Genomic DNA, 25,546 nt, shown 5'->3' on the forward strand with positions numbered 1-25,546 from the left:
TTTAAAATTACAATAATTTTTTTAAAGAATCCTCAATTTTAGCAATTAATATTTCTTGTAAATTCTCTTTAACGCTTTTTAATTTCTCATTAGAATTTTGAATTTGTTGAATATGCTTTTCAAACTTAATAAACTCTCGCATCGCTTTACCAATTAAAGAACTAAATTCATCTTGTAATCAAATATTAAAGCGTTCTTTAAATTCCTGATCATTTTTATTAGTTAAAGATTGTAATGATAAAGCAAATTCTTTTTTAATTAAAAATTTTAAAATATTAACAATTAATGCAATAACTTCAAGGTCAGTATTAATAATAAAAATATCACGATATTTTGAAGAACGACTAAATGGTGCTTTAGCATAAGTTCAAACAATAATGCCAAACTTAGCATTTCATTCTTTTAATTCAATTGCTAATTTTTCCTCTCATTTACTATCTAATTTTTCTTGATTTTTTAACTCAAATAAGATATTACCAACTACTTTATTATCCTCTTCATCATTCAAAACTCCTAACCTAAAATCAGGTTTTTTACCATTAATGGTTTTAGTTGTTTTTTCAAAATGATCATTTGGGAAAAATGATGGCATTTTACCTGCAAAATCATTTTCTAAATTAGCTCCTAAAATTCCTGTTCTAATATTTCGTCCTTGTTCTAATTTAAGTTTTAATTCAGTTGTTTCATCAACTAACTTATTAATTTCTTCTTGTTTAGAATTAATAATTTCAGTTTCTTTTTTTGCTACTAATTCTTGGACCTTAGCATCATTAGTTTTAACTAACATATCTAATTGATGATTTTTCTCTTGTAAATCATTAATGTTTTTTTGATAGTCTTTATTTAAAGTATCCAACTTATTTTGTTGTAAATTACTTCACTCTTTTTCTTTTTCAGCCAAAATAACCTTAATATCTGCTTCCTTTGTTTTCTTTTCGTTTTCTAAAATACTAATTTTATCCTTTAATAAATCAATTTCTTGTTGTTTATTTTTAGTAATTTCAAGTTCTTTTTCTGTAAACGATTTTTCTCGTTGAGATGCATTAGTTTTTTCTTTAATATCTAAATCTTTTATTTTAGAATTTAACTTATCAATTATCTTTTGATAATTATCTTTAATATCAGCAATTTCTTTTTGTTTTTGTTTTTCAATATTGCTTTTTTCTTTCAAAATAGAAACTTCAATATCAGCCTTTTTTGTTTCTTCTTGGGATTTTAAATTGCTCTTAGCAGCGTTTAATTGTTGGTTTAAACCATCTAAAATTTGTTGATGGGCTTCTTTTATTTTATACAATTCATTATTGTGTTGCTTATTTCACTCATTTTCTTTTTCATTTACTAGACTAGTAATTTCTATTGCTTTTTGTTTTTGAAAATCAGCATCTAATTGATTTTTTAACTTATCACAATATTCTTGCTCCTTACGATTAAAAAATTGTTGTAAATATGATAATGCTTGATGACTCTTTTCAAAATCCTTTTCGGTAATTTCTTGATGACAATGTGGACATTGAATTATAAATGACATTAGTTAAATCCTTTCTTTTTTTAATTTTATAAATTAATATTATCATTAACAATCTGAAATAAATTTCTATTCTAGATTATTTTCTAAACATTTTATATTAATTTTAAAAAAATAAAATGTCGCCCTCTATAAATAAAAAAGACATTTTTCTTTACTGCATTAATTAATATGGATAGGTTACAATAAGTTGGACCATTTTTATCTTCCTACTTTCTTAATAATTTTTTTAATTTTGTAGAAAACTCTTGATATTTATTGAATATACTTAATTTTAGGTATATTTTTAATATGATAGAGGTGGATAATAATTATGGAAAAAATAATTCAAGAACTAGTAAATACTTTAACAGATGATCAATTTTTAGAATTTTATGAAAAAGTCAAACAACAAGCAGAATTAATAAAAAAACAAAAACGTTTAAATGAAATTGATCAAAAATTTAGAGCACAAGGTATTAAATGCCCTAAATGTGAATCTTACCATCGCGTTAAAAATGGACATAATTCAGAAGGAAAACAAAAATATTTATGTAAAAATTGCCGTGCAAGTTTTGACGCTTTTCGTAATCATTTTATTTATTGAAATCATTTAAATTATGAACAATGAAATTTATTGATTCAAATTTCATTGCTGGGGCAATCTAGTAAAACAATTTCTCGTTTTATTAAAACTACATTAAAAACTGCTTGATATAATCGTCAAAAATTAATGAAATCAAAACAATTAGAAAATACCCAATTAAAATTTAAAAAATTATCTGGTAAAATCCAAATCGATGAAACATTTATTAAAGAAATTCATAAAGGAAATTTCAAACATAAAACTGATCCACGAAGAATTCACCTTGACCCATTCGCAACTAATACTAAATGCTGTATTCAAATGGCAGTTGATAATAATAACAATATTTATGTTAAATCCACAAACACCAAACGCTTACAAAAACAATGAGTTATTGAAAATATGAGCAAAGAATTAATTAACCAAAATTCAATTATTACTTCTGATATGCAAAAATTATATTTTTTAGTAGCAAAACAAACAAATTCTACTTTATGTTTAACTAAAACAACAATTAATACTGAATCTAGTTATCGTAACTTAAATAAAATCAGTAAATTACAATCTAGTCTTAAAGAAGCCTTAATTCATTATCATGGTTTAGGTTTTACTAATATTAAAAATTATTTAAATCTCTAAAAATGAAAATACCAACATAAGGGTTTAACTCCAAACCAACAAACAGCGGTATTATATTTTAATGTATAAAAAATTAAAGTAAAAATGGTAATTTTACATAAAAGCCTTTTAAAATTATCAAGTTGATGATTTTTTTTATTTTATCAAGAGTTTTCGAAAAAATTAAAAAATAATTTTATTTTATTTGAAAGTCCACATAAATATGGTCCAAATTATTGCAACCTATCCAGGTAAGATTCACATTTAGGGCATTTAATACCTTGTGCTCTAAATTTTTGATCAATTTCATTTAAACGTTTTTGTTTTTTTATTAATTCTGCTTGTTGTTTGACTTTTTCATAAAATTCTAAAAATTGATCATCTGTTAAAGTATTTACTAGTTCTTGAATTATTTTGTCCATAATTATTACCCACCCCTATCACATTAAAAATATACCTAAAATTAAGTATATTCAATAAATATCAAGAGTTTTCTACAAAATTAAAAAAATCAAATAATTCGTATTTTAATTATGTTAAATTTTCAAATTTTTTACCCTTGATAAATTCCGTTTTAAAAGTTTTGTAAGTTGTTTCAGCCACAGCATTTTCATAAGGACAACTCTTATTGCTTAATGATCTTTTAATTTTAAAAGTGCTTAAAATTTCATCAATAATTTTATTTTATTTGAAAGTCCACATAAATATGGTCCAACTTATTGTAACCTATCCACATAATGAGTTCTCTGAGAAATAAATAGTAATAAGGTTTCAGTAATATTAACTAAATGATCACCAGATCGCTCTAAATATTTTAATTGTTGCATAATTCCTATATAAATTCATATTTTATCTTCAGTAACATTATCTAAAACTAAATCAATTAACAAAGTATTAATATCATTATATTCACTATCAACAATATCATCTAATCTAATAATAGTTTTAATAATTTTCTTACCTCATTGTGTTTCATCAGCAAGAACTTTAATAATAAACTGCATAATTTTTAAGACTTTTTTAGATAATTGACCAATATATTTACTATATTTAACAGGTGGTTTATCTTTTAAATAAAAATTATCAATGTTGCGAGCATAATCAGAAATTCTTTCTAATTCTTTGACAATTGACATATAGCCAATAATATGGTGTAAATCGCTAGCAACTGGTTGTTGCTTAGCAATTCTTCAAATGGCACTATATAAAATTTCAGCATAAAATTTGTTAATATTATTATCATTCGCAACAATTATTTTATATTTACTAATACTTTCTTCTTCTAAAGCCTTAATAACTTCTTTATGTTGTTTCATTGTTAAATTAAATAATTCAATAATATTATTTTTCAAGCTTTCAATCTCAATATTAAATTTAGTTCTTAACATTTTAATAGCCTCCATTGGATTAAATCATTAATATTTTACCCTTATCATACTAAATAATACACGATAAATTAATTAGCAGAAGTAACTAAATTTTTTGCTTGTTCTAATCTAATAGCAACCATTTTAGTAACACCTTTACTTTGCATTGTTGTGCCATACAATGTATCACAGTTTTCCATTGTTCCTGGGCGATGCGTGATAACAATAAATTGTGTTTCCGTAGCAAAAGACTTTAAATACTTAGCAAATCTTTCAACATTAGCAACATCTAATGGTGCTTCCACTTCATCAAGAATAACAATTGGTAAAGGGCGTGCCTTTAAAATTGCAAAAAGCACTGCTAAAGCTACTAGTGATTTTTCACCACCTGATAATAAATTCAAGTTAGTAATAGTTTTTCCTGGTAAATTTACTAAAATATCAATTCCAGTTTCTAAAATATTATTAGGATCAGTATATGCCAAACTAGCAGTACCACCAGCAAAAAGAACTTTAAAAGTTTCTGGCAAAACTTTATTAATATCTTTAATGGTCGCATCAAAACGAGTTATCATAATTTTATCCATATCTTTAATAGCAGTAAGTAATTGTTTTTTACCATTATTTAATTCTTGTTCTTGTTCTTTTAAAAATTGATATCGCTCATTAATTGTTTCATATTCAGAAATAGCATCAATATTTACTGGCCCTAAATCTTGTAATTCTTGGCGTAATAAAATAATTTGTTCACGAACTTCTTTAATATCACCAATCGGGTCTTGACCATACTTTCCATAACCATATTCATAAGTTAAACGATATTCTCGCGCTAATCTTTCTAAATTTTGTTGTAAACAATTATCGATTGCTAACTTTTGATAGTTATATTCTTGTAATAGTTTCTCTTGATTTTTATACTCAGTACGCATTTTTTTTATTTCTAAAGTTAATGAATATAATTGATTACTATAAGTTTCTCGCAAAGCTCTTTGTGTTTGTTGTTGCTCAGCAATTTTTAATTTTTCTAACTTTAAATTACTAATTTTATTTTCTAATATTAGTCGCTCATCAAGTTTTTGATTAAAATCATCACTAACTCGCATTTTTTTCTTTGTTAAATGTTGATATTCTTGCTCAATTATTCTTTGTTTTTGTTCATTACTTTGTTTACTTTGTTGAAACTTACCTAAATGCAATTGTTTTTGTTCTAATTCATTATTTAAAGTTATTATTTTCTCTTTAATACTTTGCCATTTTTGATAATAAGTTTGAACTAATTGTTCTAATTCACTAATTTTAGTTTTTAAATTATTAACTTGCTCTTCATTATTAAATAAAAATGGCTTAACTCTTTTGTGGCCACCACTAATACTGCCCCCAGAGCGAATAACATCACCTTGTAAAGTAATAATATGATACTTCCGATAAGTCAAATGAGCAATTTCATTTGCTTGCGCTAAACTCTCAACAATAATTATTCTTCCTAATAAAAAACGCATTACTGGTTCAAACTTAACATTAGTAGTTAATAATTCATAAGCAATACCAATAAAACCTTTTTGAGTTTTTAATAATGATAAATCCTCATTATTAATCATTTGAATCCGTAAACTATTTAAAGGTAAAAATGTTGCAATTCCACCTTCGTTAGCTTTTAAAAATTGAATTGCACGAATAGCATCACTATCCTTTTCAACAACAATATGTTGCATACTGCTAGATAAGGCTTCTTGAATAGCTAATTGATAAATACTAGGAACATTAATTAATCGATCAATAGTATCAATAATTCCTGTTAAATGAATTCGATTATTTAAAATTGTTTTAACACCCTGATAATAATAAGTATTATTACTTTGCAAATCAACTAAATAATCTTGTTTACTTTTTAATTCATAAATTTCCTTATTTAAAAGATTGTACTTTTTAACAGCAACTTCTAAATCTTCATTTAATAAAATTCTTTGTTTTTGAAAATCATCAATCATATTTTGCTGTTCAGTAATTAATTTAGTTTGTTGTAAAATTTCTTGATTAATATTATTAGCATCTTGTTCTAAATCTTGAACTTGATTGTTACTATTAACTTGCTTTTCATTTTGTTGTGAGATTTTTTCATTTTGTAATAGTTCTAGTTGATTAAGATGTTCATCTAATTGTTGTCCGAATTGTTGCATTTTATTATCAATAGTAAAAATATTTTCTTGCAACAAATTAATTTTATTATCATAATTAGTAATTTGAACACTTAAATCTTCAGTTTGAGAAGTATATCTTTTAATTTCTAATTGCAAATCACGAAGCCCTTCATACTGACTAGTAATATCTTTTACTAAAATAGCCACTTCAATAGTTGTCAATTGTTCTTTTTTAGTAACATGTTCTTGTGCTTTTTTAGCTTGACGACGCAAATAATTAATATTTCTTTCCATCTCAATAATGATGTCATTAATGCGAACTAAATTTTCTTCAGTTTTTTCTAATTTCCGAACTGACTCTAATTTGCGTTTTTTATACTTAGATACATTAGCTGCTTCTTCAAATAATAATCTTCTTTCTTCTGGTTTAACTTGTGAAAAATTGGCGACATTACCTTGATTAATAATAGCTAATGAACCTTTACTTAAACCAGTACCTAATACTAATTCTTGAACATCCTTTAATCTGCTACGACTTTTATTAATTGAATATTCATTCTCATTATTATCACGATAAACTCTTCTAGTTATTTCTACTTCATCAAAGTCAATAGGAAAAATGCGTTTTTTATTATTAAAAATTAATTTAACTTCCGCCATATTTAACTGTGGATATTCAATGCTACCTTGAAAAATAATATCTTGAATATTATCGCCCCGTAATGATTTAATTGATTGTTCGCCCAATACTCAACGAATAGCATCATTAATATTAGACTTACCAGAACCATTCGGACCCACAACACCAATAATACCGTGTTCAAAAACTATTTTTGTTGGCTTAGCAAACGATTTAAACCCATACGCTTCTAATCTTTTTAAAAACACCATATTTATCTACCTCACAAATTTTATTATAACAATATATTTTAACTATGTATTATGTCTTAGTAATACTTCTAATTTTATTGCGATATATTAATGATAGTCAACAAATACTAAAAGATACTGTAAACAAAATAACTAATATTAATAAAACCAACGGATAGTATCAATCTGCAATATATACAGGAAATAAAACTTTAGTTTTACTATAAATAATATCAGTTAATAATTTAATAATTGGTCTTGCTAAAGGAATGGATATTATTCAAGTAATTAACATAATTGGCATAAAAATTAATATAAAACGACTAGCTAATCATTTATAATGATACCCAATAACATTTAAAATTGTAACAAATCGCAAACTATCATTAATAGTAATATTACTAGTTGCAAAAACAATAATTAAAACAATAACAATAGCTCCAATGATAAAACATATAATTAAACTTTCTAAATAAGTGTTAAATTTTAATGTTAACTGTTTTTTTATGATGAATATTAGTAAATACTTCAATTGCACTACTCCAACCTAAATCATCATTTCAATAACCAGTCTTAAATAATTCATTTTTATTGAAACTAATTTGATAATTTTTCTTATTACTAACAATTGAAAAATAAGATTGAAAGTCATTCGCTGTATTTTGCGATAACTTGGTATTAAAATATGTTGCATTTAAATTAGTATATTCATAAAACTCCTTTTCACGAGTAATAACAGTATCTTTTGTTAAATTATCAAAAGTATCAAAAATATAACCAAATAATGGTTTTTTATTATCATCATTAATAAAATTAAAGTCACCATCACTCAAATAAACAAAATCATCTTGTTTTAAGTTTGAAGATTAAACACCGTTAGCATTTACTAAAAGTGGTAAAATAGTGATCTTATCATACCCAAAATTATTTTGTAAAGACGATAAAAAATGTTCATATTTAATTTTAATATTTTCAATATCAAAATCAAAAAATTCTTTTAATTTTGTCGAAAACTCTTGATAAAATAAAAAAAATCATCAACTTGATAATTTTAAAAGGCTTTTATGTAAAATTACTATTTTTACTTTAATTTTTTATACATTAAAATATAATACCGCTGTTTGTTGGTTTGGATTTAAACCCTTATGTTGGTATTTTCATTTTCAGAGATTTAAATAATTTTGAATATTAGTAAAACCTAAACCATGATAATAAATTAAGGCTTCTTTAAGACTGGATTGTAATTTACTGATTTTATTTAAGTTACGATAACTAGCTTCAGGACGCATAAAGTTTTGTTAGGTAGGAAAATATTTGAATAAGTATTAAGGCAGTCAGCAATGATTGTCTTTTTATTTTATAAGATGTTAAAATTTGTTTTTTGAAAATTAAATACAAGTGAGTTAATAATGTTGGTATGTATTAAAGCGCGATAAATTGTGGGTGGTCGCCATAACCAAAAGAAGTTTACCAGTTAATAGATAACATCCTATTAGCTATAGCAATTTGTTTCGTTTTGCAATAAAAAAATGAATGGGTGGATTTCCTAAAAATATACACGCTATTAAATTAGTTCCAAGGGTAGGATGCGGACATTAAAGTGTAAAAATTTCTATATAGGGATATACTAAGTTTAAAATTATTAAAATCTTTATCTAATTAAAAAAACAAAATTTACTAACAAAGCTTGTTAAACACTTAAATCTGCGATATATAAGTGTTTAAAAAACTAAGTTAACTAAAACTTAGTTAATATAACTTAGTTTATTCATAATAAAGGTAATTTATTATGAAAAAAATTGAAAACATTTTCTTAAATACTAAAAAATATCTTTTAAAAGAAACTCAAAACGCAATGCTTATTAAAGCACCAAAAATTCCGTGATTTAATGAACAAATCGGTATTTGGTTTCCAAAGCGATTTGTTTATAAAGGAAAATACGAAAATTCAATTTGCATTGGAATAATAAAAGATAGTAAATATCAAGTAATTTCAATTAATCAAAAAGAAAAAGAAACCAAATTAATTAAGGGACAAGAATTATTAGGTTTTTTCATTGCCGAAAAAGAAAAAAATAAAAAAGATATAAATTATAACTACTTTAAAGGAGTTTAAAAATGAATATCGCGATTGGGCCGCGTTTAGTTTTCTTAGGTATTGTTTTACTTCTTCAAAACAATATCTAAGAAAACTAAACGCGACCATGTGGTTTAAAAAGTTTACATTTTGAAAAAAATGATATAGTATGAAACGAGCTTAAAAGATTAAAAATTACAATAAAAAATGACAAAACGTTTGATAAAACAGAATTTATTGCCTCAAATACTCATGTTAAAATTGCTAATGAAACAATTACTATTCCAATAAAAATACTATCTTTTAAAGCAGAATTAAAAAATAATTAAACTGTAAAATGGGGGGGATTGGGAACTGTGCAATTAACTGTGTTTCTAAGTGATTAACTTAAATTCACTCTGTCCTCAAATTTTATCATTAAATGTGAAATTGCACTACCCCAATTTTGAATTGGCATCGTTCATTTCTTAACCATATTTTGAAATGCTAAATAAAATATTTTAAAAACTGATGCGTCATTAGGAAAAATCTTTTTATTCTTAATAACTAAACAATTTTTTCATTTTTTCAAAATAGAAAGGATGATAAAAAAAAAAATGAAAAATGACAATTTAATTAAATTGTCATTTTAAATATTTATTTATATTACAAATTTTTTATTCTATTTCTCCTGCAACATTTCCGACAAGGCCACTATAAAGTACCGCCTTTAGCAAGTACTTTAGAAGAATTTGCTAAATTATTTATTCTGTTTTCTAAATCATTAAGTTTTAATTCTATATTTTTAATTTTTAATTTCTAACTTATAAATTTTATTTGAATCACGCCCCCAAACCAAAAATAATGTATCTGACATTTTATAAAATGAGAATACTTTTATATCTCCACTTAAATTTGTTCAAATTGGATTACTTTGATTTGAAAAATCTAAATGTCAAATAGTTGAAGGCCCTAAATCGGGGATCCATTCTAAAAACATAAATTTATTATTAGATAAAAATCAACTTAATGATCCTTGTTTACCTAAATCATTTCATATTGAATTTTTTGGATTTGAAAAATCTAAATATCAAAGTTTATTCGTATTATATTCCATAATAAAACTTGTAGTATTGGTTATTTTAGTTACACCACTATCAGAAACCTTTATTACTTCTTCTAAATTAGTTCAAACAGGATTATATGGATTTGAAAAATCTAAATATCAAAGTTTTTGAGTATTTTTTTCAACAAAAAGAGCTGTTGTGGTTGTAAATTTAATTACATAACCTAATGATCCTTGTTTACCTAAATCATTTCATATTGGATTTTTTGGATTTGAAAAATCTAAATATCAAAGTTTATTCGTATTATATTCCAGAATGAAAGCCGTTGTGCTTGAAATAATAGTAATTGCATTGTTTGCATTTTTACCCAAGTCAGTTCAAACAGGGTTATATGGATTTGAAAAATCTAAATATCAAAGTTTTTGAGTATTTTTTTCCATAATAAAAGTTATAGCACTAGAAACATGACCATATCAAGGAGGATTCATAATATTTTTTCCTAAGTCAACCCATCTCCTGCTAACTGGCTTTGTTACATCCAAATAATAAAGCCCATTGGTATCTTTTTCTAAAATAATAAAAACTGTATTTGACATTTGAGCAGGACCAAAAGTTACTTTTTTACCTAAGTCAGTTCAAACAGGGTTATATGGATTTGAAAAATCTAAATATCAAAGTTCATCAGTTTTAAATTCTTGAACAATAACAATTGTATTTAAAACTTTAATAGTTGACCCACTTTGTTTTCCTAAGTCAACCCATCTTTCGCTAGCCGGCTTTGTTACATCCAAATAATAAAGTTGTTGATTATTTGTGAAAACAATAATAATTGTATTTGATATTACTGTTGTTAAACCCCCGAATGTTTTTTCTAGATCAGTTCAAATTGGTGTAATTTCAATTTTATTTTGATAACTATCAATTATTATTGGTTTATTTTTGCTTCTTTTGTATCTTTGTAAATAATTAATTTCATTTTTTGTTAAAACTGGAGCATTTCCAACAAGCCCTGTCATTCCGCTTCCTGTTATTGTTATAGTTCCTAAGCCCCCTAATATTTTTTTCATTAATATCAAATCCTTTTCACAAATTTTTACTAATTAATAAAAATTTAATAAACAATCAACATCCTTTCTCTAAATATGAGCCTAGAATCTTTCTTACTTTGGAATCTCCTTATACACCAACAAACAAAAATTTCTACTTTTTCAGGTCATTAAATATGAAAAAATTTAATAACAATTTTATATTTAATTCTTGATATCCTTATTTTTTATCATAAAGTTAAGATTATTTTGTTCTAGCGAATTTTATTAAATAAATATGAATAAAATTACTATAATCATTCAAACGAATTTATAAAATAACAATAAATTTTTAGAAAAACATTTATCTTTAAAAAAGAAAAATAAGTTAACTAAATTTAACTTAGTTAAAATTACTACCAAGAAAGGTAATTTATTATGTTAAAAATTAATAATAATGTAAAAACCTTAGAAAACAAGCATTGGTTCAGTTTATTTACAACCCATAAAAATATGTACACTAACAAATGTGAACAACTAGCTAATGAATATGAAAAATTAGATGAATACTTATATAAATATCATTATCGGTTAAAACAAGGTTATAAAGTAGTTCATTTTGCTTTAAGAACAATTATTACAATTTTTGGTGAAGTTACTTTTAAACGACGCCGATATAAATATTGAAATCAAAAATCAGGTAAATTTGAATACGTATGTTTGGTAGATAAAGAAATTGGTCTATTATCCAAACAACGCATTTATTTTGATGTTCAATTTAAATTTTTAAGTCTTTTGGGCGATGGTAAACGGTATCGCGATGTTTTAGATGCTCTAAATCATTGTTATATTTCAAAAGGTAGCATTTCAAATATTTTAAATAAATACGATATTGCTGAATATTTTCAACTAGCAGAAAAAGAAACTAAAACTAGAATTGATGTCAAAAATAAGGATTTATATATTCAACTAGATGAGACATTTTTAGCGACATTAGATCAGAAAGTTAAACAAGACCAAAGAATTCGTTTAGTTACTTTTCATACCGGACATAAAGAAAAAAATTACAAAAATGCTCGTAGAGAATTAGAAAACAAACGAGGTCGTTTTCTAATGTTAAAAGTTGGTAAACGAATAAATACAATGGATTATCGTGATTTATTAATTAAGGAATTACAAAAACATTATGTGAATATTAATTATGACATAATAATTGTTTGTGGCGAAGGCGCTACTTGAATTAGAGAAATTGCCAATAGTTTTGGTAATGTTAGATATATTTTAGATGGTTATCATGCTATTAAAAAATTAAAACAAACTGCATTTAATATTATTTTTGAAAATCGTAAAGTAACACTAAATAGTTGAATTAAATTATATAAGGTTGGAAAAATGATCAAGAATTAATCAAAAATATTCGTAATGTTGCTAAAAATGAATTAAATAAAGATATTAAAATAAATTTAAGAAAGGCTAGTAATTATTTCAGTAATAATAAGCATGGTATTTATAATCAAAATTTAGAATGAAATATTGGTCGTAGCATTGAAAGTGATGTGTCACATTTGGTAAAAAAACAATTAGGATATGGGGCGAAAATATATAATCATAAGAATTTAAATAACTTATTACATTTAAGAATGGCAAATTTAAACAAATTAAATGTATTACATTACATTAATAAAAATATTAATTCAGAAATAGAAATCAGAAAAGAAATATATAAAAATTCATTATGAAATAAATATAATAATAAAAATGATGATAGTTGAATTAACTATAAAGGTAATGCTGTAACAAATAAATATAATAGATTTAAGTAAGTAAAAATATTAGTTAAAATTTAATAAAATTAATAATTTTTCATTGTGTAAAAATTCAATAATATGATAAAATGGTAATGAATAAAAATGACAATAACAAGAAAGGTATGGTTAGTTTAGTAATTAAATAATATAATTGGCTGATTGCTTTACTTCTGATATGCAAAAATTATATTTTTTAGTAGCAAAACAAACAAATTCTACTTTATGTGTAACTAAAACAACAATTAATCCTGAAGCTAGTTATCGTAACTTAAATAAAATCAGTAAATTACAATCTAGTCTTAAAGAAGCCTTAATTCATTATCATGGTTTAGGTTTTACTAATATTCAAAATTATTTAAATCTCTGAAAATGAAAATACCAACATAAGGGTTTAACTCCAAACCAACAAACAGCGGTATTATATTTTAATGTATAAAAAATTAAAGTAAAAATAGTAATTTTACATAAAAGCCTTTTAAAATTATCAAGTTGATGATTTTTTTTATTTTATCAAGAGTTTTCGACAAAATTAAAATTATTTTATAATTTATCATCCCTTTTTAAAAAAAAAGAAAAAATAATCATTTACTATAAATTATTTCAATATTCAAATTAAGTATATATTTATTATGTAGATTTTTGTTGTAAAAAATTATTTTAATGTTGGTTTTATAACCTTTTATTAAGATTATGTTTATTAATATTAAATATTTTGTTTTATTACTTATTTTTCAAATAAAAAGGTAATCAATTTTTAGTTGTTTTTCTTTCAAAATTATTTATACCTTTTCCTACCCAACAAAACTTTATGCGTCCAAAATAAAATTAATAAATATTAGTTAAAATTTAATAAAATTAATAATTTTATTTTAATTTTGTCGAAAACTCTTGATATTTATTGAATATACTTAATTTTAGGTATATTTTTAATATGATAGAGGTGGATAATAATTATGGAAAAAATAATTCAAGAACTAGTAAATACTTTAACAGATGATCAATTTTTAGAATTTTATGAAAAAGTCAAAAAACAAGCAGAATTAATAAAAAAACAAAAACGTTTAAATGAAATTGATCAAAAATTTAGAGCACAAGGTATTAAATGCCCTAAATGTGAATCTTACCATTGCGTTAAAAATGGACATAATTCAGAAGGAAAAAAAATATTTATGTAAAAATTGCCGTGCAAGTTTTGACGCTTTTCGTAATCATTTTATTTATTGAAGTCATTTAAATTATGAACAATGAAATTTATTGATTCAAATTTCATTGCTGGGGCAATCTAGTAAAACAATTTCTCGTTTTATTAAAATTACATTAAAAACTGCTTGATATAATCGTCAAAAATTAATGAAATCAAAACAATTAGAAAGTACCCAATTAAAATTTAAAAAATTATCTGGTAAAATACACATCGATGAAACTTTTATTAAAGAAATTCATAAAAGAAATTTCAAACATAAAACTGATCCACGAAGAATTCACCTTGACCCATTCGCAACTAATACTAAATGCTGTATTCAAATGGCAGTTGATAATAATAACAATATTTATGTTAAATCCACAAACACCAAACGTTTACAAAAACAATGAGTTATTGAAAATATGAACAAAGAATTAATTAACCAAAATTCAATTATTACTTCTGATATGAAAAAATTATATTTTTTAGTAGCAAAATAAACAAATTCTACTTTATGTGTAACTAAAACAACAATTAATCCTGAAGCTAGTTATCGTAACTTAAATAAAATCAGTAAATTACAATCTAGTCTTAAAGAAGCCTTAATTCATTATCATGGTTTAGGTTTTACTAATATTCAAAATTATTTAAATCTCTGAAAATGAAAATACCAACATAAGAGTTTAACTCCAAACCAACAAACAGCGGTATTATATTTTAATGTATAAAAAATTAAAGTAAAAATAGTAATTTTACATAAAAGCCTTTTAAAATTATCAAGTTGATGATTTTTTTATTTTATCAAGATTTTTCGACAAAATTAAAAAATTTTTATTGTGTAAAAATTTAATAATATGATATAATGGTAATGAATGAAAATGACAATAACAAGAAAGGCAGGGTTAGTTTAGTAATTAAATAATATAATTAGTTGATTGTTTTAATTCTTCAAAATAATACCTAAGAAAAATAAACGCGGCCCTCTTGTATGATATCTATAAATTTTTTATTACATATGATATAACTATTAGCGAAGTTAAAATTTATAAATAAATGGGGTATAAAAATGTTTACTGATTTTCTGGCGAATCGTATTACTAAAGCTATTAAGAAGAATATTAAGAAATCAACTTTAACAGAACAAAATATGGAAGCTACTTTAAGTGAAATTAAACTTGCTTTATTAGAGGCTGATGTTAATTTTAATGTGGTAAAAGAATTTGTTAATAATGTTCGTGATCTTGCAAATGGAGAGTTTATTCTTGAAGGTTTAAAGCCTGAACAAATGTTAATTAAAATTGTTCATAATGAGTTAATTCGTATTATGGGACATAAAGAACATTTATTGAATCTTAATAAACGACCAACAGTTATTATGATAGTGGGGCTACAAGGAAGTGGAAAAACAACCACAATAGCTAAGTTAGCAAATTTATTACGAAAAAAGTATCATAAGAATTCTTTGTTAGTTGCTTGTGATGTGTATCGGCCAGCAGCCATTGAGCAGTTAAAATCGTTAGGTAAGCAATTAGACATTCCTGTATTTTCATTGGATGATGAAAAAGATGTTGTTAAAATTGCTAACAATGCTCTTAATTATGCAATGGAAAATAAGTTTGATGTTGTTATTGTTGATACAGCAGGAAGATTGCATATTGATAGCGTATTAATGGATGAATTATCTAATTTAAAACAAAATATTAATCCCCAAGAAATTCTTATTGTTGTTGATGCGATGACAGGACAAGAAATAATTAATGTTACTGAACGATTTCATCAATATCTTAATTTAACAGGAACAATTCTTTCTAAATTAGATGGTGATGCTCGTGGTGGAGCGGCACTTTCTATTAGTCATTTAACTAAAATTCCGATTATTTTTGCTGGTACAGGAGAAAAGGTTGAAGCATTAGATATTTTTTATCCCGAAAGAATGGCTGACCGAATTTTAGGGATGGGCGATGTTCAAAGTTTATTTGAAAAAGCCCAAGATGTTGTTGATGAAAGATCAATTCAGAAAACAATGAATCGAATGATGATGGGACAATTTGATTTAGATGATTTAGCTAATCAAATGAAACAAATGTCAAAGATGGGTAAACTTTCAGGAATAATTAAAATGATGCCCGGGGTTAATAATCTTAGTGATGCCAAAATTGAAGGCGCTGAAAGTAAACTATTAGTTACAAGAGCATTATTAGATTCAATGACTAAAAAAGAACGAAGAGATCCACGACTTTTAAAACATTTAAAAAGAAAAAATCGGATTATTAAAGGTTCGGGACGAAATGAAAAAGAATTTAATAATTTAATAAATCAATTTGAAAAAGCTAAAAAAAGTGTTGATGCAATGGCAAAACAAATTAAATCAGGAAGAATGCCAGATTTTAGTAAGTTTAAAAGATAAAGAATTTCTAATCCTTAGTTAAGAATTAGAAATTCTTTTATTTTTATTTATTTTATGTCACGATTATCTTTTTGAAAGTAAGTATTTTAAAATTTCCGAAGATAAATTAGCACCACTAAGATTATTTAGTATAGTGCGTCCTTGATAAATTAAATCTGTCATTGAACCATTATATTTGGATGTAATCCCAAAACTAAATCCTCAATGTGGTAATGTTGTCGATTTTTTTTCATTACCTCATGCGTTATATGTTTTAGGATTTATTGTTAAGATAAATTCATTATTTTGATTTGTTTTATCTAATTTAAAGGCACAAGGGTTAACTAAATCCATTGGTGAATTCATTACAGGTTTACCAACAAAAATATATTGAGCGTATTCTTTATACATTGCTATTCATTTATCAGCTTGTTGTTGTCTTCAATCGCTTTTACTTTCTAGGTAAGGCGTGAAAACTAACTTGGTAATAAATAAAAATTTTATTTCGTTTCATCATAGTTGTTTTGTTATGGATTTATTGCGAAATCTTGGTGGCATTTCATTGCCATTAGTATAATATAGAAAATCACTTTTTTCTTTATTTAATATGGGATATTTATCTACGGTGCTATTAAAAGTTAAGTAATGATTAGAGCAAAAAGCATTACCTTTTTGATAATCTAATCGGATTATTTATGTAGTTTTTGTTACGGGTGATCATTCATTAAATGATGCTTGGGCGCTATCCGCTATCAATTGGTTTAATATATTTGGCTGCTTGCTCCAAATTAATATTTAAGTTTTTCTTAAATTTAAAAGTTAATTGATTACTTTCTTCATTGTTTAATCACCCTTTAGTATCAATATGGACGCATAAAGTTTTGTTAGGTGGGTAAAGATTTGAATAATTTTAAAAGAAAAGTAATTACAATTTAATTATCATTTTATTTTAAAAATAAGTAATAAAGCAAAATATTTAATATTAACAAACATAATTTTAATAAAAGGTTATAAAAACAACATTAAAATAATTTTTTACAACAAAAATCATACATAGGATATATATACTTAATTTGCATATTGAAATAATTTATAGTAAATGATTATTTTTTCTTTTTTTAAAAATACCTAAGAAAACTAAACGCGACCTCGTTTTATAAAGGATTGTTCCATATTGAGTTGGATGGGTTACAATAAGTTGGACCATATTTATATGGACTTTTAAATAAAATAAAATTATTAAGAAAGTAGGAAGATAAAAATGGCGAAAAACTCATATTCAAATGAATTTAAAAAACAAATTGTCACGCTTTATCAAAATGGAAAAAGCATTGTTGAAATTATTAAAGAATACGGAATTTCAAAATCAGCCATATATCAGTGAATTGAAAATTTTAATAATTTTGGGTCATTCAAAGTGCAAGATAATAGCACTGTCAAAGAAAATGAATTAATTTACTTGCGAAAAAAAACCAACAATTACGAATGTAAAATGACATTTTAAAGCAAGCAGCACTGATAATTGGCAAAAAATAGGAATTATTAACAATAATAAAGAAAAATATTCCGTGCTAAAAATGTGTCAAATATTAAAAATAGCAAAATCAACATATTATTATCAAACTAATAATTGTGTTAAGTATGATATTAATAATTATGAATAAGAAGTTATCAGTGCATTTAATAAAAGTCGTAAAATTTATGGTGCTCGTAAAATTAAAGCTGTTTTAATGAGAAAAGATATTATCTTATCACGTCGAAAAATCAGATTCCTTATGATCAAAAATAATTTGGTTTCTAAATACACCAAATTAAAATATCGTAATCATAAAACAATGGTTAATAATGACCAAATTAGTAATGTTTTAAATCGTCAATTTAATAACAAAAAACCTAATGAAGTTGTTGTTAGTGATTTAACATATGTGGAAGTTGAAGGAAAATGACATTATATTTGTTTATTAATTGACTTGTTTAATCGAGAAATAATTGGCTATAGTGCCGAACCAAACAAAACCGCTGAACTATTTCAACAAGCTTTTCATAAAATAACACGACCATTAAATAAAATAACTTTATTTCATACTGATCGTGGTAATGAGTTCAAAAATAAAATCATTGATGAAATTTTAATAACCTTTAATATTAAAAGATCATTGAGTGCGAAGGGTTGTCCTTATGACAATGCTGTGGTGGCCGAAACAACTTACAAAACTTTTAAAACGGAATTTATCAAGGGTAAAAAATTTGAAAATTTAACACAATTAAAATGCGAATTATTTGATTTTGTTAATTGATACAATAATCTTAGAATACATGGCAGTTTAAATTATTTAACGCCTGTTGAATTTAGAAAATGACAGTCTACATAAAAAGTGTCCAAAAAAGGGTTGCCATATCAAAAGCTCCTAATTCAAAAAACAATAACGCAGATAAAAAATAATGTTTTGAAAAATTATCACGGGATTCTTAGAACTGTTTGTTCCGATAGAAAAAATGCCTGCACAAGTTGCGTTTATTGCCGGATTAATTATTATCATCACGTTTCTTTTCACACTAATTTCAATTATGTATTTACCAATAAAAATGATTTTTGGGAGATAAAAAATGACAATAAATTTAAAGGAATTTAATTGAGAACAAATTAAACAAACTTTCTGAGATTTATTTATTCAAATTACAACTATTCCGGACCATATTAGTGGCGGCAAAGAAATTGATTTAACCCAAGAAACACTTTGACTTTTAATAACGAACATTGCCTTTTGATTCTTAACAGCGATTATGGTGTGATTTATTCTAATGCTACTTTGGAAAACCATATCAGTATTTAGATAGAGGCAAAATTAATGTCAAGAAGTTACATCGTGATGCATTCACAAAGAAATTCAAAATTAATTAGGAAAAAATACAATCGCGTTAAGGTTAATCGCGGTTTTAACAAATTTAAGAAAAACTTTGAATGTAAATGATGAATGTTTTAAAAAGAAAGGGGGTGATTGTATGTTTGAAACTTTCTTAACAGAAGCACCAGCAGTAACAAAGATAACAGCTAGTGACGCAATGACTAAATTATGAAATGCGATTATAACAGCGTTTACTAAAATGTGAGAAATTATTGCTGTTAATATGCCACAAGTCGGTAACTTCTTTGCTGGCTACCGAATCTTTATTTTTCCATTTATTTTGGTAATATTCTTTATTCGCTTTAAAATGTTTGAAAAATTACTTGGATCAGTGTGCTAACAAAAAAATAAAGTGAGGTGCAAGATGAAATTTTGCAAATGAATAATAGAAAAAAATAATCATTTTATTGAATTGAATCGCACCTCATTTTTAATTTTATGACATTGAGGAGCAATTTGATACGTTTATAACGGTTATTTTAAAAACATTGGGGGCTACTTATTTTTAGCAGGTTGGTATGGCAACCCTTTTTTGGACACTTTTTATGTAGACTGTCGTTTTCTTAAATTCAACAGGCGTTAAATAATTTAAACTGCCATGTATTCTAAGATTATTGTATCAATTAACAAAATCAAATAATTCGCATTTTAATTGTGTTAAATTTTCAAATTTTTTACCCTTGATAAATTCCGTTTTAAAAGTTTTGTAAGTTGTTTCGGCCACCACAGCATTGTCATAAGGACAACCCTTCGCACTCAATGATCTTTTAATATTAAAGGTTATTAAAATTTCATCAATGATTTTATTTTTGAACTCATTACCACAATCAGTATGAAATAAAGTTATTTTATTTAATGGTCGTGTTATTTTATGAAAAGCTTGTTGAACTAGTTCAGCGGTTTTTTTGGTCTGACACTATAGCCAATTATTTCTCGATTAAACAAGTCAATTAATAAACAAATATAATGTCATTTTCCTCCAACTCGCACATATGTTAAATCACTAATAACAACTTCATTAGGTTTTTTGTTATTAAATTGACGATTTAAAACATTACTAATTTGGTCATTATTAACCATTGTTTTATGATTACGATATTTTAATTTGGTGTATTTAGAAACCAAATTATTTTTGATCATAAGGAATCTGATTTTTCGACGTGATAAGATAATATCTTTTCTCATTAAAACAGCTTTAATTTTACGAGCACCATAAATTTTACGACTTTTATTAAATGCACTGATAACTTCTTCTTCATAATTATTAACATCATACTTAAAACAATTATTAGTTTGATAATAATATGTTGATTTTGCTATTTTTAATATTTGACACATTTTTAGCACGGGATGTTTTTCTTTATTATTGTTAATAATTCCTATTTTTTGCCAATTATCAGTGCTGCTTGCTTTAAAATGTCATTTTCCATTCGTAATTGTTGGTTTTCTTTTCGCAAGTAAATTAATTCATTTTCTTCGACAGTGCGATTATCTTGCACTTTAAATGACCCAAAATTATTAAAATTTTCAATTCACTGATATACGGCTGATTTTGAAATTTCGTATTCTTTAATAATTTCAACAATGCTTTTTCCGTTTTGATAAAGCATGACAATTTGTTTTTTAAATTCATTTGAATATGAGTTTTTCGCCGTTTTTATCTTCCTACTTTCTTAATAATTTTATTTTATTTGAAAGTCCACATAAATATGGTCCAACTTATTGTAACCTATCCAGAATCTGCAATTCTTGTGATAAAAACGGTTTTTAATTTTGAAAGAAACGACAAATTATAAAATATGTCGCTGATGCTTGCATATTAAAAACTTAGGAAATCACGATGGTTGCGTTCAAAAATGTATAAATTAATTTCCCTTTAATTTATTTTCTTTATATTTTTTCTGCAATTAGAAGACTAATAGTTATATTTTTGTATAAATTTATATTCATTTTATCTTTTGTTAAAACCAAAAGATCAATTTTAATATCCTTTTTTTCTTTTAGACTTATATGATTTTCATTTCAAAAGACATCTTTAAAAATAAAACTTATATGATTTTCATTTATTGCACTATCAATTTCTTTAATTTTTTTTGTAATTTCTGGTAGTAATATTTTATTTAATTCTTCTTGAGTAACATTAGATGGATTTTTTACAAATATGCTATTTATCTTAATTTTAGTATTAGTTAGTGACTCATTAGTTGGTTTTGGTTGTTCTATTGATTTTGTTAATTTATCACCACAAGAAATAATTAAAATTGTTCATATTACTATAAAATTAGTCATTCCTAAAATTGATAATATTTTTTTCATAGCTTAAATAACTTCTTTATAAGTTAAAAATTAACAATTCCTGAACCAATAATTAATATTTTTTTCACCCTAACATTCCTTCTTTCCTTACCAAATAATTTAATATTTTAAAAACATTTTTATTTTAATATAAAATAAAGTGAAAAATTCTTTTTTTTCTAGACATTATTACATAATTAAATTTAATCATTATTAATTTATCATTTTAAGATTTTTAATTTTTTATACTCTTAACTAACAACTTTTATTTAAATAAATTCCTCTCTAAGATATAAAAAATCCAACTAAAAAATTTGCTACTAATCAAAGTAATAAAAAGAAAGGTCTTTTATATTATAACCCTTCTTTCTAAGAATAAATCAAAATTTACAATCCTTATTTATATTTAACTAATTTTTTAATGCCATCGGTAATTTAAAATTATTTAAATTTATATTTGGAGCAAACACTAAAACTGGTAGCATACTACTTATAAATTTAAAACTAATATTAAACTTTGTTAATATTTTTTCAGAAGATAAATCAAGGGGAAAATTTAGATTTTCTATTTCAAATTCTTTGATTAATATATATTTTTTATTTACAGCATTAGGAAATCCAGAATTTAATTTTTCTAATGCTTTTAAAATTTCTGGCAATAATGCTGTTTTTAATTCTTCTTTAGTAACTTTTGTTGGATCGTTAGCAATTATTTTTTGAGGAGATTCAATTGATATAATTTTAACATTTGTATAAAACCCTCTTTTAATATTTATTATTATTTCGGCATTGTTGTTATTATTATTTTTCTCACTAACTTTTGCTTTAATATTAATATTTGTTTCATTTCTTATGTCAACTGGAAAATTTTGACTAAAATCAACGATAAAATCATTTTCAGTTAAAGAATTATCATTTTCTTTTAAAAGTTCTAAAACTGCCCTTTTTACTTTTTCACTAATGTCTGTTTCAAGAATTGACTGTTTTGTTAAAAATTCATCATTAGATGTTTCATCTAATAATATTTTTTTTTGACTAATTTTACTTAGATCAAATTTGAAGTTATTAGGATTAGAATCACCTAATGTCAGGTCACCATAAATTGTTTCTTCTGCTGATTTTGGTTTAGCAATTGGGTTAATTTTAGCTCTGCTACTACCACAACTAACAACTGAAATTAATCCAATGGCAACCAAACTTACTGCACCTAATAAATTTAATATTTTTTTCAATCTTGTATACTCCTTTTTACTTGTTATTAATATATTGACATTTATATGTGCAAAGATATTTAAATTAATACAAAGCAAATTAAACAATAAAAATTCCTTTCTCCAAATTTTAATCCATAATATTCTTGGTTTGGAATTTAATTATAAAACATTTCTCAAACTTTTGCTAAAAATAATTTTTCTTGACCGGTGTCCAAAATATGTAAATATTATAAGATTATCAATTTTTCATATTAAATTTAAAGGTAACAATTAAACTAACTGTTACCTTTCAAGAAAATCTTTTTATTTATTATAACGGTTCAAAACCTTCAGGATAAATATACAACCTAATAAAGAAATATAATCCCTTTCCTTGATCGAGCTTAATCATATTTATAAAAAAACTTTTTAATTTTGTCGAAAACTCTTGATAAAATAAAAAAAATCATCAACTTGATAATTTTAAAAGGCTTTTATGTAAAATTACTATTTTTACTTTAATTTTTTATACATTAAAATATAATACCGCTGTTTGTTGGTTTGGAGTTAAGCCCTTATGTTGGTATTTTCATTTTCAGAGATTTAAATAATTTTGAATATTAGTAAAACCTAAACCATGATAATGAATTAAGGCTTCTTTAAGACTAGATTGTAATTTACTGATTTTATTTAAGTTACGATAACTAGCTTCAGGATTAATTGTTGTTTTAGTTACACATAAAGTAGAATTTGTTTGTTTTACTACTAAAAAATATAATTTTTTCATATCAGAAATAATAAAACAAAATATTTAATATTAACAAACATAATTTTAATAAAAGGTTATAAAAACAACATTAAAATAATTTTTTACAACAAAAATCATACATAGGATATATATACTTAATTTGCATATTGAAATAATTTATAAATAATTTATAGTAAATGATTATTTTTTCTTTTTTTAAAAATACCTAAGAAAACTAAACGCGACCATGTTAATAATTTTTATTGTGTAAAAATTCAATAATATGATAAAATGGTAACGAATAAAAATGACAATAACAAGAAAGGTATGATTAGTTTAGTAATTAAATAATATAATTAGCTGATTGTTTTACTTCTTCAAAGCAATACCTAACAAAACTAAACGCGACCTAGTTATCATATATATAACAAGAAAATAATAACTTTATGTTATAATGGTTTTGATTTTATTTTTATAGAGGTGAATTAAATGCAATTTAAAAAAATATTGAATATTAAAAGCAGTTTTATTTTAACAATATTACCTATAATATCTGTTGCTGCGTGTAATAGCAATTATGATGAAATAATATTAAAAATTAAAAATAAAGAAACATTTATTGGTTATATTGGATCAGAAAATTGTCCAGGATGTCAAACATTATCAAAACAATGAGATCTTTGAATGCAAGAAAAAGATTGAGACAAAGATATTTTGGATTTAAAAGATGAAAATTTAAAAATTAATCGATATGATTTTGTTAGTGATTATGACTTTAAAGGTGCTAATGATAATACTTGAAATAAAACTTTTTTTGAAACTAAGTGAGTTAAGAATACTTTTGAATGATTAAAAAAATCACAAAAAAACTTATGAGCAACCAACGAAAATATTAAGAACGGCTTTGAACCAGATTATCTCCCTGGAAATGGTATTCCCATAATATTTTTTGTTAAAAATGGTGAATATCGCTGATTTATTAATAAATGAGGTGACGCTGTTGATGGTATTGATGATATGTTAACTAGCAACAGCGACTTTAAGCAAAAACCAGCATATAATCGTAGTACTTTAACACGACTAGTTCGTGACTTTATAATTAATGATTTTAAATATTTTTATACATTAAATTAAACAAAAAGCTGGTAATTCAATTACCAGCTTTTTAATTTTGTAAATAATCTTTACCTTTCTGAATTTCATTTAAAGATAAATCTAAATAATCTAATTGCCGTAAAACCTCATAACTTACAGTACAAACAACATTAGCAACATTAATACTGCGAGTATTAATACTCATTAGTAAACGAAAACATTGATTCAAATACTCTTGTAATATCGTTTTTGGAATACCCAATGATTCTTTACCAAATACTAAATATATTAGTGTTTCACTTTTTGTAAAATCAATGGCACTAGGTGGTTTTTGGATAGATTACAATAAGTTGGACCATATTTATGTGGACTTTTAAATAAAATAAAATTATTAAGAAAGTATGAAGATAAAAATGGCGAAAAACTCATATTCAAATGAATTTAAAAAACAAATTGTCATGCTTTATCAAAACGGAAAAAGCATTGTTGAAATTATTAAAGAATATGGAATTTCAAAATCAGCCGTATATCAGTGAATTGAAAATTTTAATAATTTTGGGTCATTTAAAGTGCAAGATAATTGTACTGTCGAAGAAAATAAATTAATTTACTTGCGAAAAGAAAACCAACAATTACGAATGGAAAATGACATTTTAAAGCAAGCAGCACTGATAATTGGCAAAAAATAGGAATTATTAACA

The 25,546-nt window shown here is 24.3% G+C and carries 25 protein-coding genes and 3 pseudogenes; 13 read left to right on the forward strand and 15 right to left on the reverse strand.

From position 1 onward, the window contains the following. Positions 1-7: 7 nt before the first annotated feature. Positions 8-1,528 carry a DUF2130 domain-containing protein gene (locus I5Q57_RS05470; protein ID WP_215825586.1) on the reverse strand — a complete coding sequence of 507 codons (1,521 nt, stop codon included), beginning with the start codon at positions 1,526-1,528 and terminating at the stop codon, positions 8-10. 310 nt (positions 1,529-1,838) lie between these two features. Here I5Q57_RS05470 and I5Q57_RS05475 point away from each other — a divergent pair, with 310 nt between their 5' ends. Beyond that, positions 1,839-2,729: an IS1/IS1595 family N-terminal zinc-binding domain-containing protein gene (locus I5Q57_RS05475; RefSeq protein ID WP_215825587.1), complete on the forward strand. Its 891-nt coding sequence runs from the start codon at positions 1,839-1,841 to the stop codon at positions 2,727-2,729. 212 nt (positions 2,730-2,941) lie between these two features. On the opposite strand, the gene I5Q57_RS05480 is transcribed toward I5Q57_RS05475, so the two are convergent. The 6 genes from I5Q57_RS05480 to I5Q57_RS05505 form a co-directional block, all read right to left on the reverse strand. Next, a complete protein-coding gene (locus I5Q57_RS05480) occupies positions 2,942-3,130 on the reverse strand; it encodes a hypothetical protein (RefSeq protein ID WP_215825588.1) in 189 nt (62 codons plus the stop codon). Between the two features lie 294 nt (positions 3,131-3,424). Further along, a complete protein-coding gene (locus I5Q57_RS05485) occupies positions 3,425-4,096 on the reverse strand; it encodes a phosphate signaling complex PhoU family protein (protein ID WP_215825589.1) in 672 nt (223 codons plus the stop codon). A 68-nt stretch (positions 4,097-4,164) separates the two neighbouring features. After that, positions 4,165-7,104, reverse strand: a complete 2,940-nt coding sequence (locus I5Q57_RS05490) for an SMC hinge domain-related protein (protein WP_215825590.1) — start codon at positions 7,102-7,104, stop codon at positions 4,165-4,167. A gap of 49 nt (positions 7,105-7,153) precedes the next feature. Beyond that, entirely contained in the window at positions 7,154-7,615 is a 462-nt protein-coding gene (locus I5Q57_RS05495; protein WP_215825591.1) for a hypothetical protein, read from the reverse strand. Further along, on the reverse strand, positions 7,563-7,916 hold the full coding sequence (locus tag I5Q57_RS05500) for a hypothetical protein (RefSeq protein ID WP_215825592.1): 354 nt from the start codon (positions 7,914-7,916) through the stop codon (positions 7,563-7,565). Before I5Q57_RS05500 ends, I5Q57_RS05495 begins: the two co-directional genes overlap by 53 nt. Before the next feature lie 261 nt (positions 7,917-8,177). Next, the gene (locus tag I5Q57_RS05505; RefSeq protein ID WP_215825593.1) at positions 8,178-8,372 is read right to left on the reverse strand and encodes a hypothetical protein; all 195 of its coding nucleotides are present in this window, start codon (positions 8,370-8,372) and stop codon (positions 8,178-8,180) included. Positions 8,373-8,872: 500 nt separating this feature from the next. On the opposite strand from I5Q57_RS05505, the gene I5Q57_RS05510 reads away from it, so the two are divergent. Next, a complete protein-coding gene (locus tag I5Q57_RS05510; protein WP_215825594.1) occupies positions 8,873-9,199 on the forward strand; it encodes a hypothetical protein in 327 nt (108 codons plus the stop codon). Between the two features lie 343 nt (positions 9,200-9,542). Here the strand turns inward: I5Q57_RS05510 and I5Q57_RS10095 are convergent. Continuing rightward, positions 9,543-9,707 (reverse strand): annotated as a pseudogene (locus tag I5Q57_RS10095) (IS256 family transposase); the annotation flags it as partial. 237 nt (positions 9,708-9,944) lie between these two features. After that, positions 9,945-11,273 (reverse strand): LVIVD repeat-containing protein, encoded by a 1,329-nt coding sequence (locus I5Q57_RS05515; RefSeq protein ID WP_215825595.1) that lies wholly within the window; start codon positions 11,271-11,273, stop codon positions 9,945-9,947. A gap of 396 nt (positions 11,274-11,669) precedes the next feature. On the opposite strand from I5Q57_RS05515, the gene I5Q57_RS05520 reads away from it, so the two are divergent. The 6 genes from I5Q57_RS05520 (at position 11,670) to ffh (ending at position 16,629) form a co-directional block, all read left to right on the forward strand. Continuing rightward, positions 11,670-12,638 carry an Mbov_0401 family ICE element transposase-like protein gene (locus I5Q57_RS05520; protein ID WP_215825596.1) on the forward strand — a complete coding sequence of 323 codons (969 nt, stop codon included), beginning with the start codon at positions 11,670-11,672 and terminating at the stop codon, positions 12,636-12,638. Positions 12,639-12,787: 149 nt separating this feature from the next. Then, positions 12,788-13,054: a hypothetical protein gene (locus I5Q57_RS05525; RefSeq protein WP_215825597.1), complete on the forward strand. Its 267-nt coding sequence runs from the start codon at positions 12,788-12,790 to the stop codon at positions 13,052-13,054. Between the two features lie 136 nt (positions 13,055-13,190). Continuing rightward, positions 13,191-13,475 carry a hypothetical protein gene (locus I5Q57_RS05530; protein ID WP_215825598.1) on the forward strand — a complete coding sequence of 95 codons (285 nt, stop codon included), beginning with the start codon at positions 13,191-13,193 and terminating at the stop codon, positions 13,473-13,475. 517 nt (positions 13,476-13,992) lie between these two features. Further along, positions 13,993-14,214 carry a hypothetical protein gene (locus I5Q57_RS05535; protein WP_215825599.1) on the forward strand — a complete coding sequence of 74 codons (222 nt, stop codon included), beginning with the start codon at positions 13,993-13,995 and terminating at the stop codon, positions 14,212-14,214. Beyond that, positions 14,177-14,722 carry a hypothetical protein gene (locus I5Q57_RS05540; RefSeq protein WP_215825600.1) on the forward strand — a complete coding sequence of 182 codons (546 nt, stop codon included), beginning with the start codon at positions 14,177-14,179 and terminating at the stop codon, positions 14,720-14,722. The genes I5Q57_RS05535 and I5Q57_RS05540 overlap by 38 nt, the downstream gene beginning before the upstream one ends. Positions 14,723-15,288: 566 nt before the next feature. Next, positions 15,289-16,629: a signal recognition particle protein gene (gene ffh, locus I5Q57_RS05545; RefSeq protein WP_215825601.1), complete on the forward strand. Its 1,341-nt coding sequence runs from the start codon at positions 15,289-15,291 to the stop codon at positions 16,627-16,629. A gap of 63 nt (positions 16,630-16,692) precedes the next feature. Here ffh and I5Q57_RS05550 read toward each other — a convergent pair whose 3' ends face one another. After that, complete coding sequence (locus tag I5Q57_RS05550) at positions 16,693-17,166, reverse strand: hypothetical protein (RefSeq protein WP_215825602.1); 474 nt, start codon at positions 17,164-17,166, stop codon at positions 16,693-16,695. Between the two features lie 703 nt (positions 17,167-17,869). On the opposite strand from I5Q57_RS05550, the pseudogene I5Q57_RS05555 reads away from it, so the two are divergent. From I5Q57_RS05555 to I5Q57_RS05565, 3 genes and pseudogenes are all read left to right on the forward strand, one after another. Continuing rightward, a pseudogene (locus tag I5Q57_RS05555) lies at positions 17,870-18,980 on the forward strand (IS3 family transposase). A gap of 235 nt (positions 18,981-19,215) precedes the next feature. Beyond that, positions 19,216-19,446, forward strand: a complete 231-nt coding sequence (locus I5Q57_RS05560; protein ID WP_215825603.1) for a hypothetical protein — start codon at positions 19,216-19,218, stop codon at positions 19,444-19,446. A gap of 165 nt (positions 19,447-19,611) precedes the next feature. After that, entirely contained in the window at positions 19,612-19,854 is a 243-nt protein-coding gene (locus tag I5Q57_RS05565) for a hypothetical protein (RefSeq protein ID WP_215825604.1), read from the forward strand. Between the two features lie 165 nt (positions 19,855-20,019). On the opposite strand, the pseudogene I5Q57_RS05570 reads toward I5Q57_RS05565, so the two are convergent. The 4 genes and pseudogenes from I5Q57_RS05570 to I5Q57_RS05585 form a co-directional block, all read right to left on the reverse strand. Next, positions 20,020-21,124, reverse strand: a pseudogene (locus tag I5Q57_RS05570) (IS3 family transposase). A gap of 280 nt (positions 21,125-21,404) precedes the next feature. Beyond that, a complete protein-coding gene (locus I5Q57_RS05575) occupies positions 21,405-21,830 on the reverse strand; it encodes a hypothetical protein (RefSeq protein ID WP_215825605.1) in 426 nt (141 codons plus the stop codon). 389 nt (positions 21,831-22,219) lie between these two features. Continuing rightward, entirely contained in the window at positions 22,220-23,041 is an 822-nt protein-coding gene (locus I5Q57_RS05580; protein ID WP_215825606.1) for a lipoprotein, read from the reverse strand. A 487-nt stretch (positions 23,042-23,528) separates the two neighbouring features. After that, complete coding sequence (locus I5Q57_RS05585) at positions 23,529-23,789, reverse strand: hypothetical protein (RefSeq protein WP_215825607.1); 261 nt, start codon at positions 23,787-23,789, stop codon at positions 23,529-23,531. Between the two features lie 450 nt (positions 23,790-24,239). Between I5Q57_RS05585 and I5Q57_RS05590 the strand changes: the two genes are divergently transcribed. Further along, entirely contained in the window at positions 24,240-24,884 is a 645-nt protein-coding gene (locus I5Q57_RS05590; RefSeq protein WP_215825608.1) for a hypothetical protein, read from the forward strand. A 31-nt stretch (positions 24,885-24,915) separates the two neighbouring features. On the opposite strand, the gene I5Q57_RS09700 is transcribed toward I5Q57_RS05590, so the two are convergent. Further along, on the reverse strand, positions 24,916-25,050 hold the full coding sequence (locus I5Q57_RS09700; protein ID WP_256444877.1) for a hypothetical protein: 135 nt from the start codon (positions 25,048-25,050) through the stop codon (positions 24,916-24,918). A gap of 208 nt (positions 25,051-25,258) precedes the next feature. On the opposite strand from I5Q57_RS09700, the gene I5Q57_RS10100 reads away from it, so the two are divergent. After that, positions 25,259-25,534 carry a helix-turn-helix domain-containing protein gene (locus tag I5Q57_RS10100; protein ID WP_440137646.1) on the forward strand — a complete coding sequence of 92 codons (276 nt, stop codon included), beginning with the start codon at positions 25,259-25,261 and terminating at the stop codon, positions 25,532-25,534. The last annotated feature ends 12 nt before the right edge of the window (positions 25,535-25,546 follow it).

Source organism: Spiroplasma endosymbiont of 'Nebria riversi' (assembly GCF_018831625.1).
Classification (GTDB): domain Bacteria; phylum Bacillota_I; class Bacilli_A; order Mycoplasmatales; family Nriv7; genus Nriv7.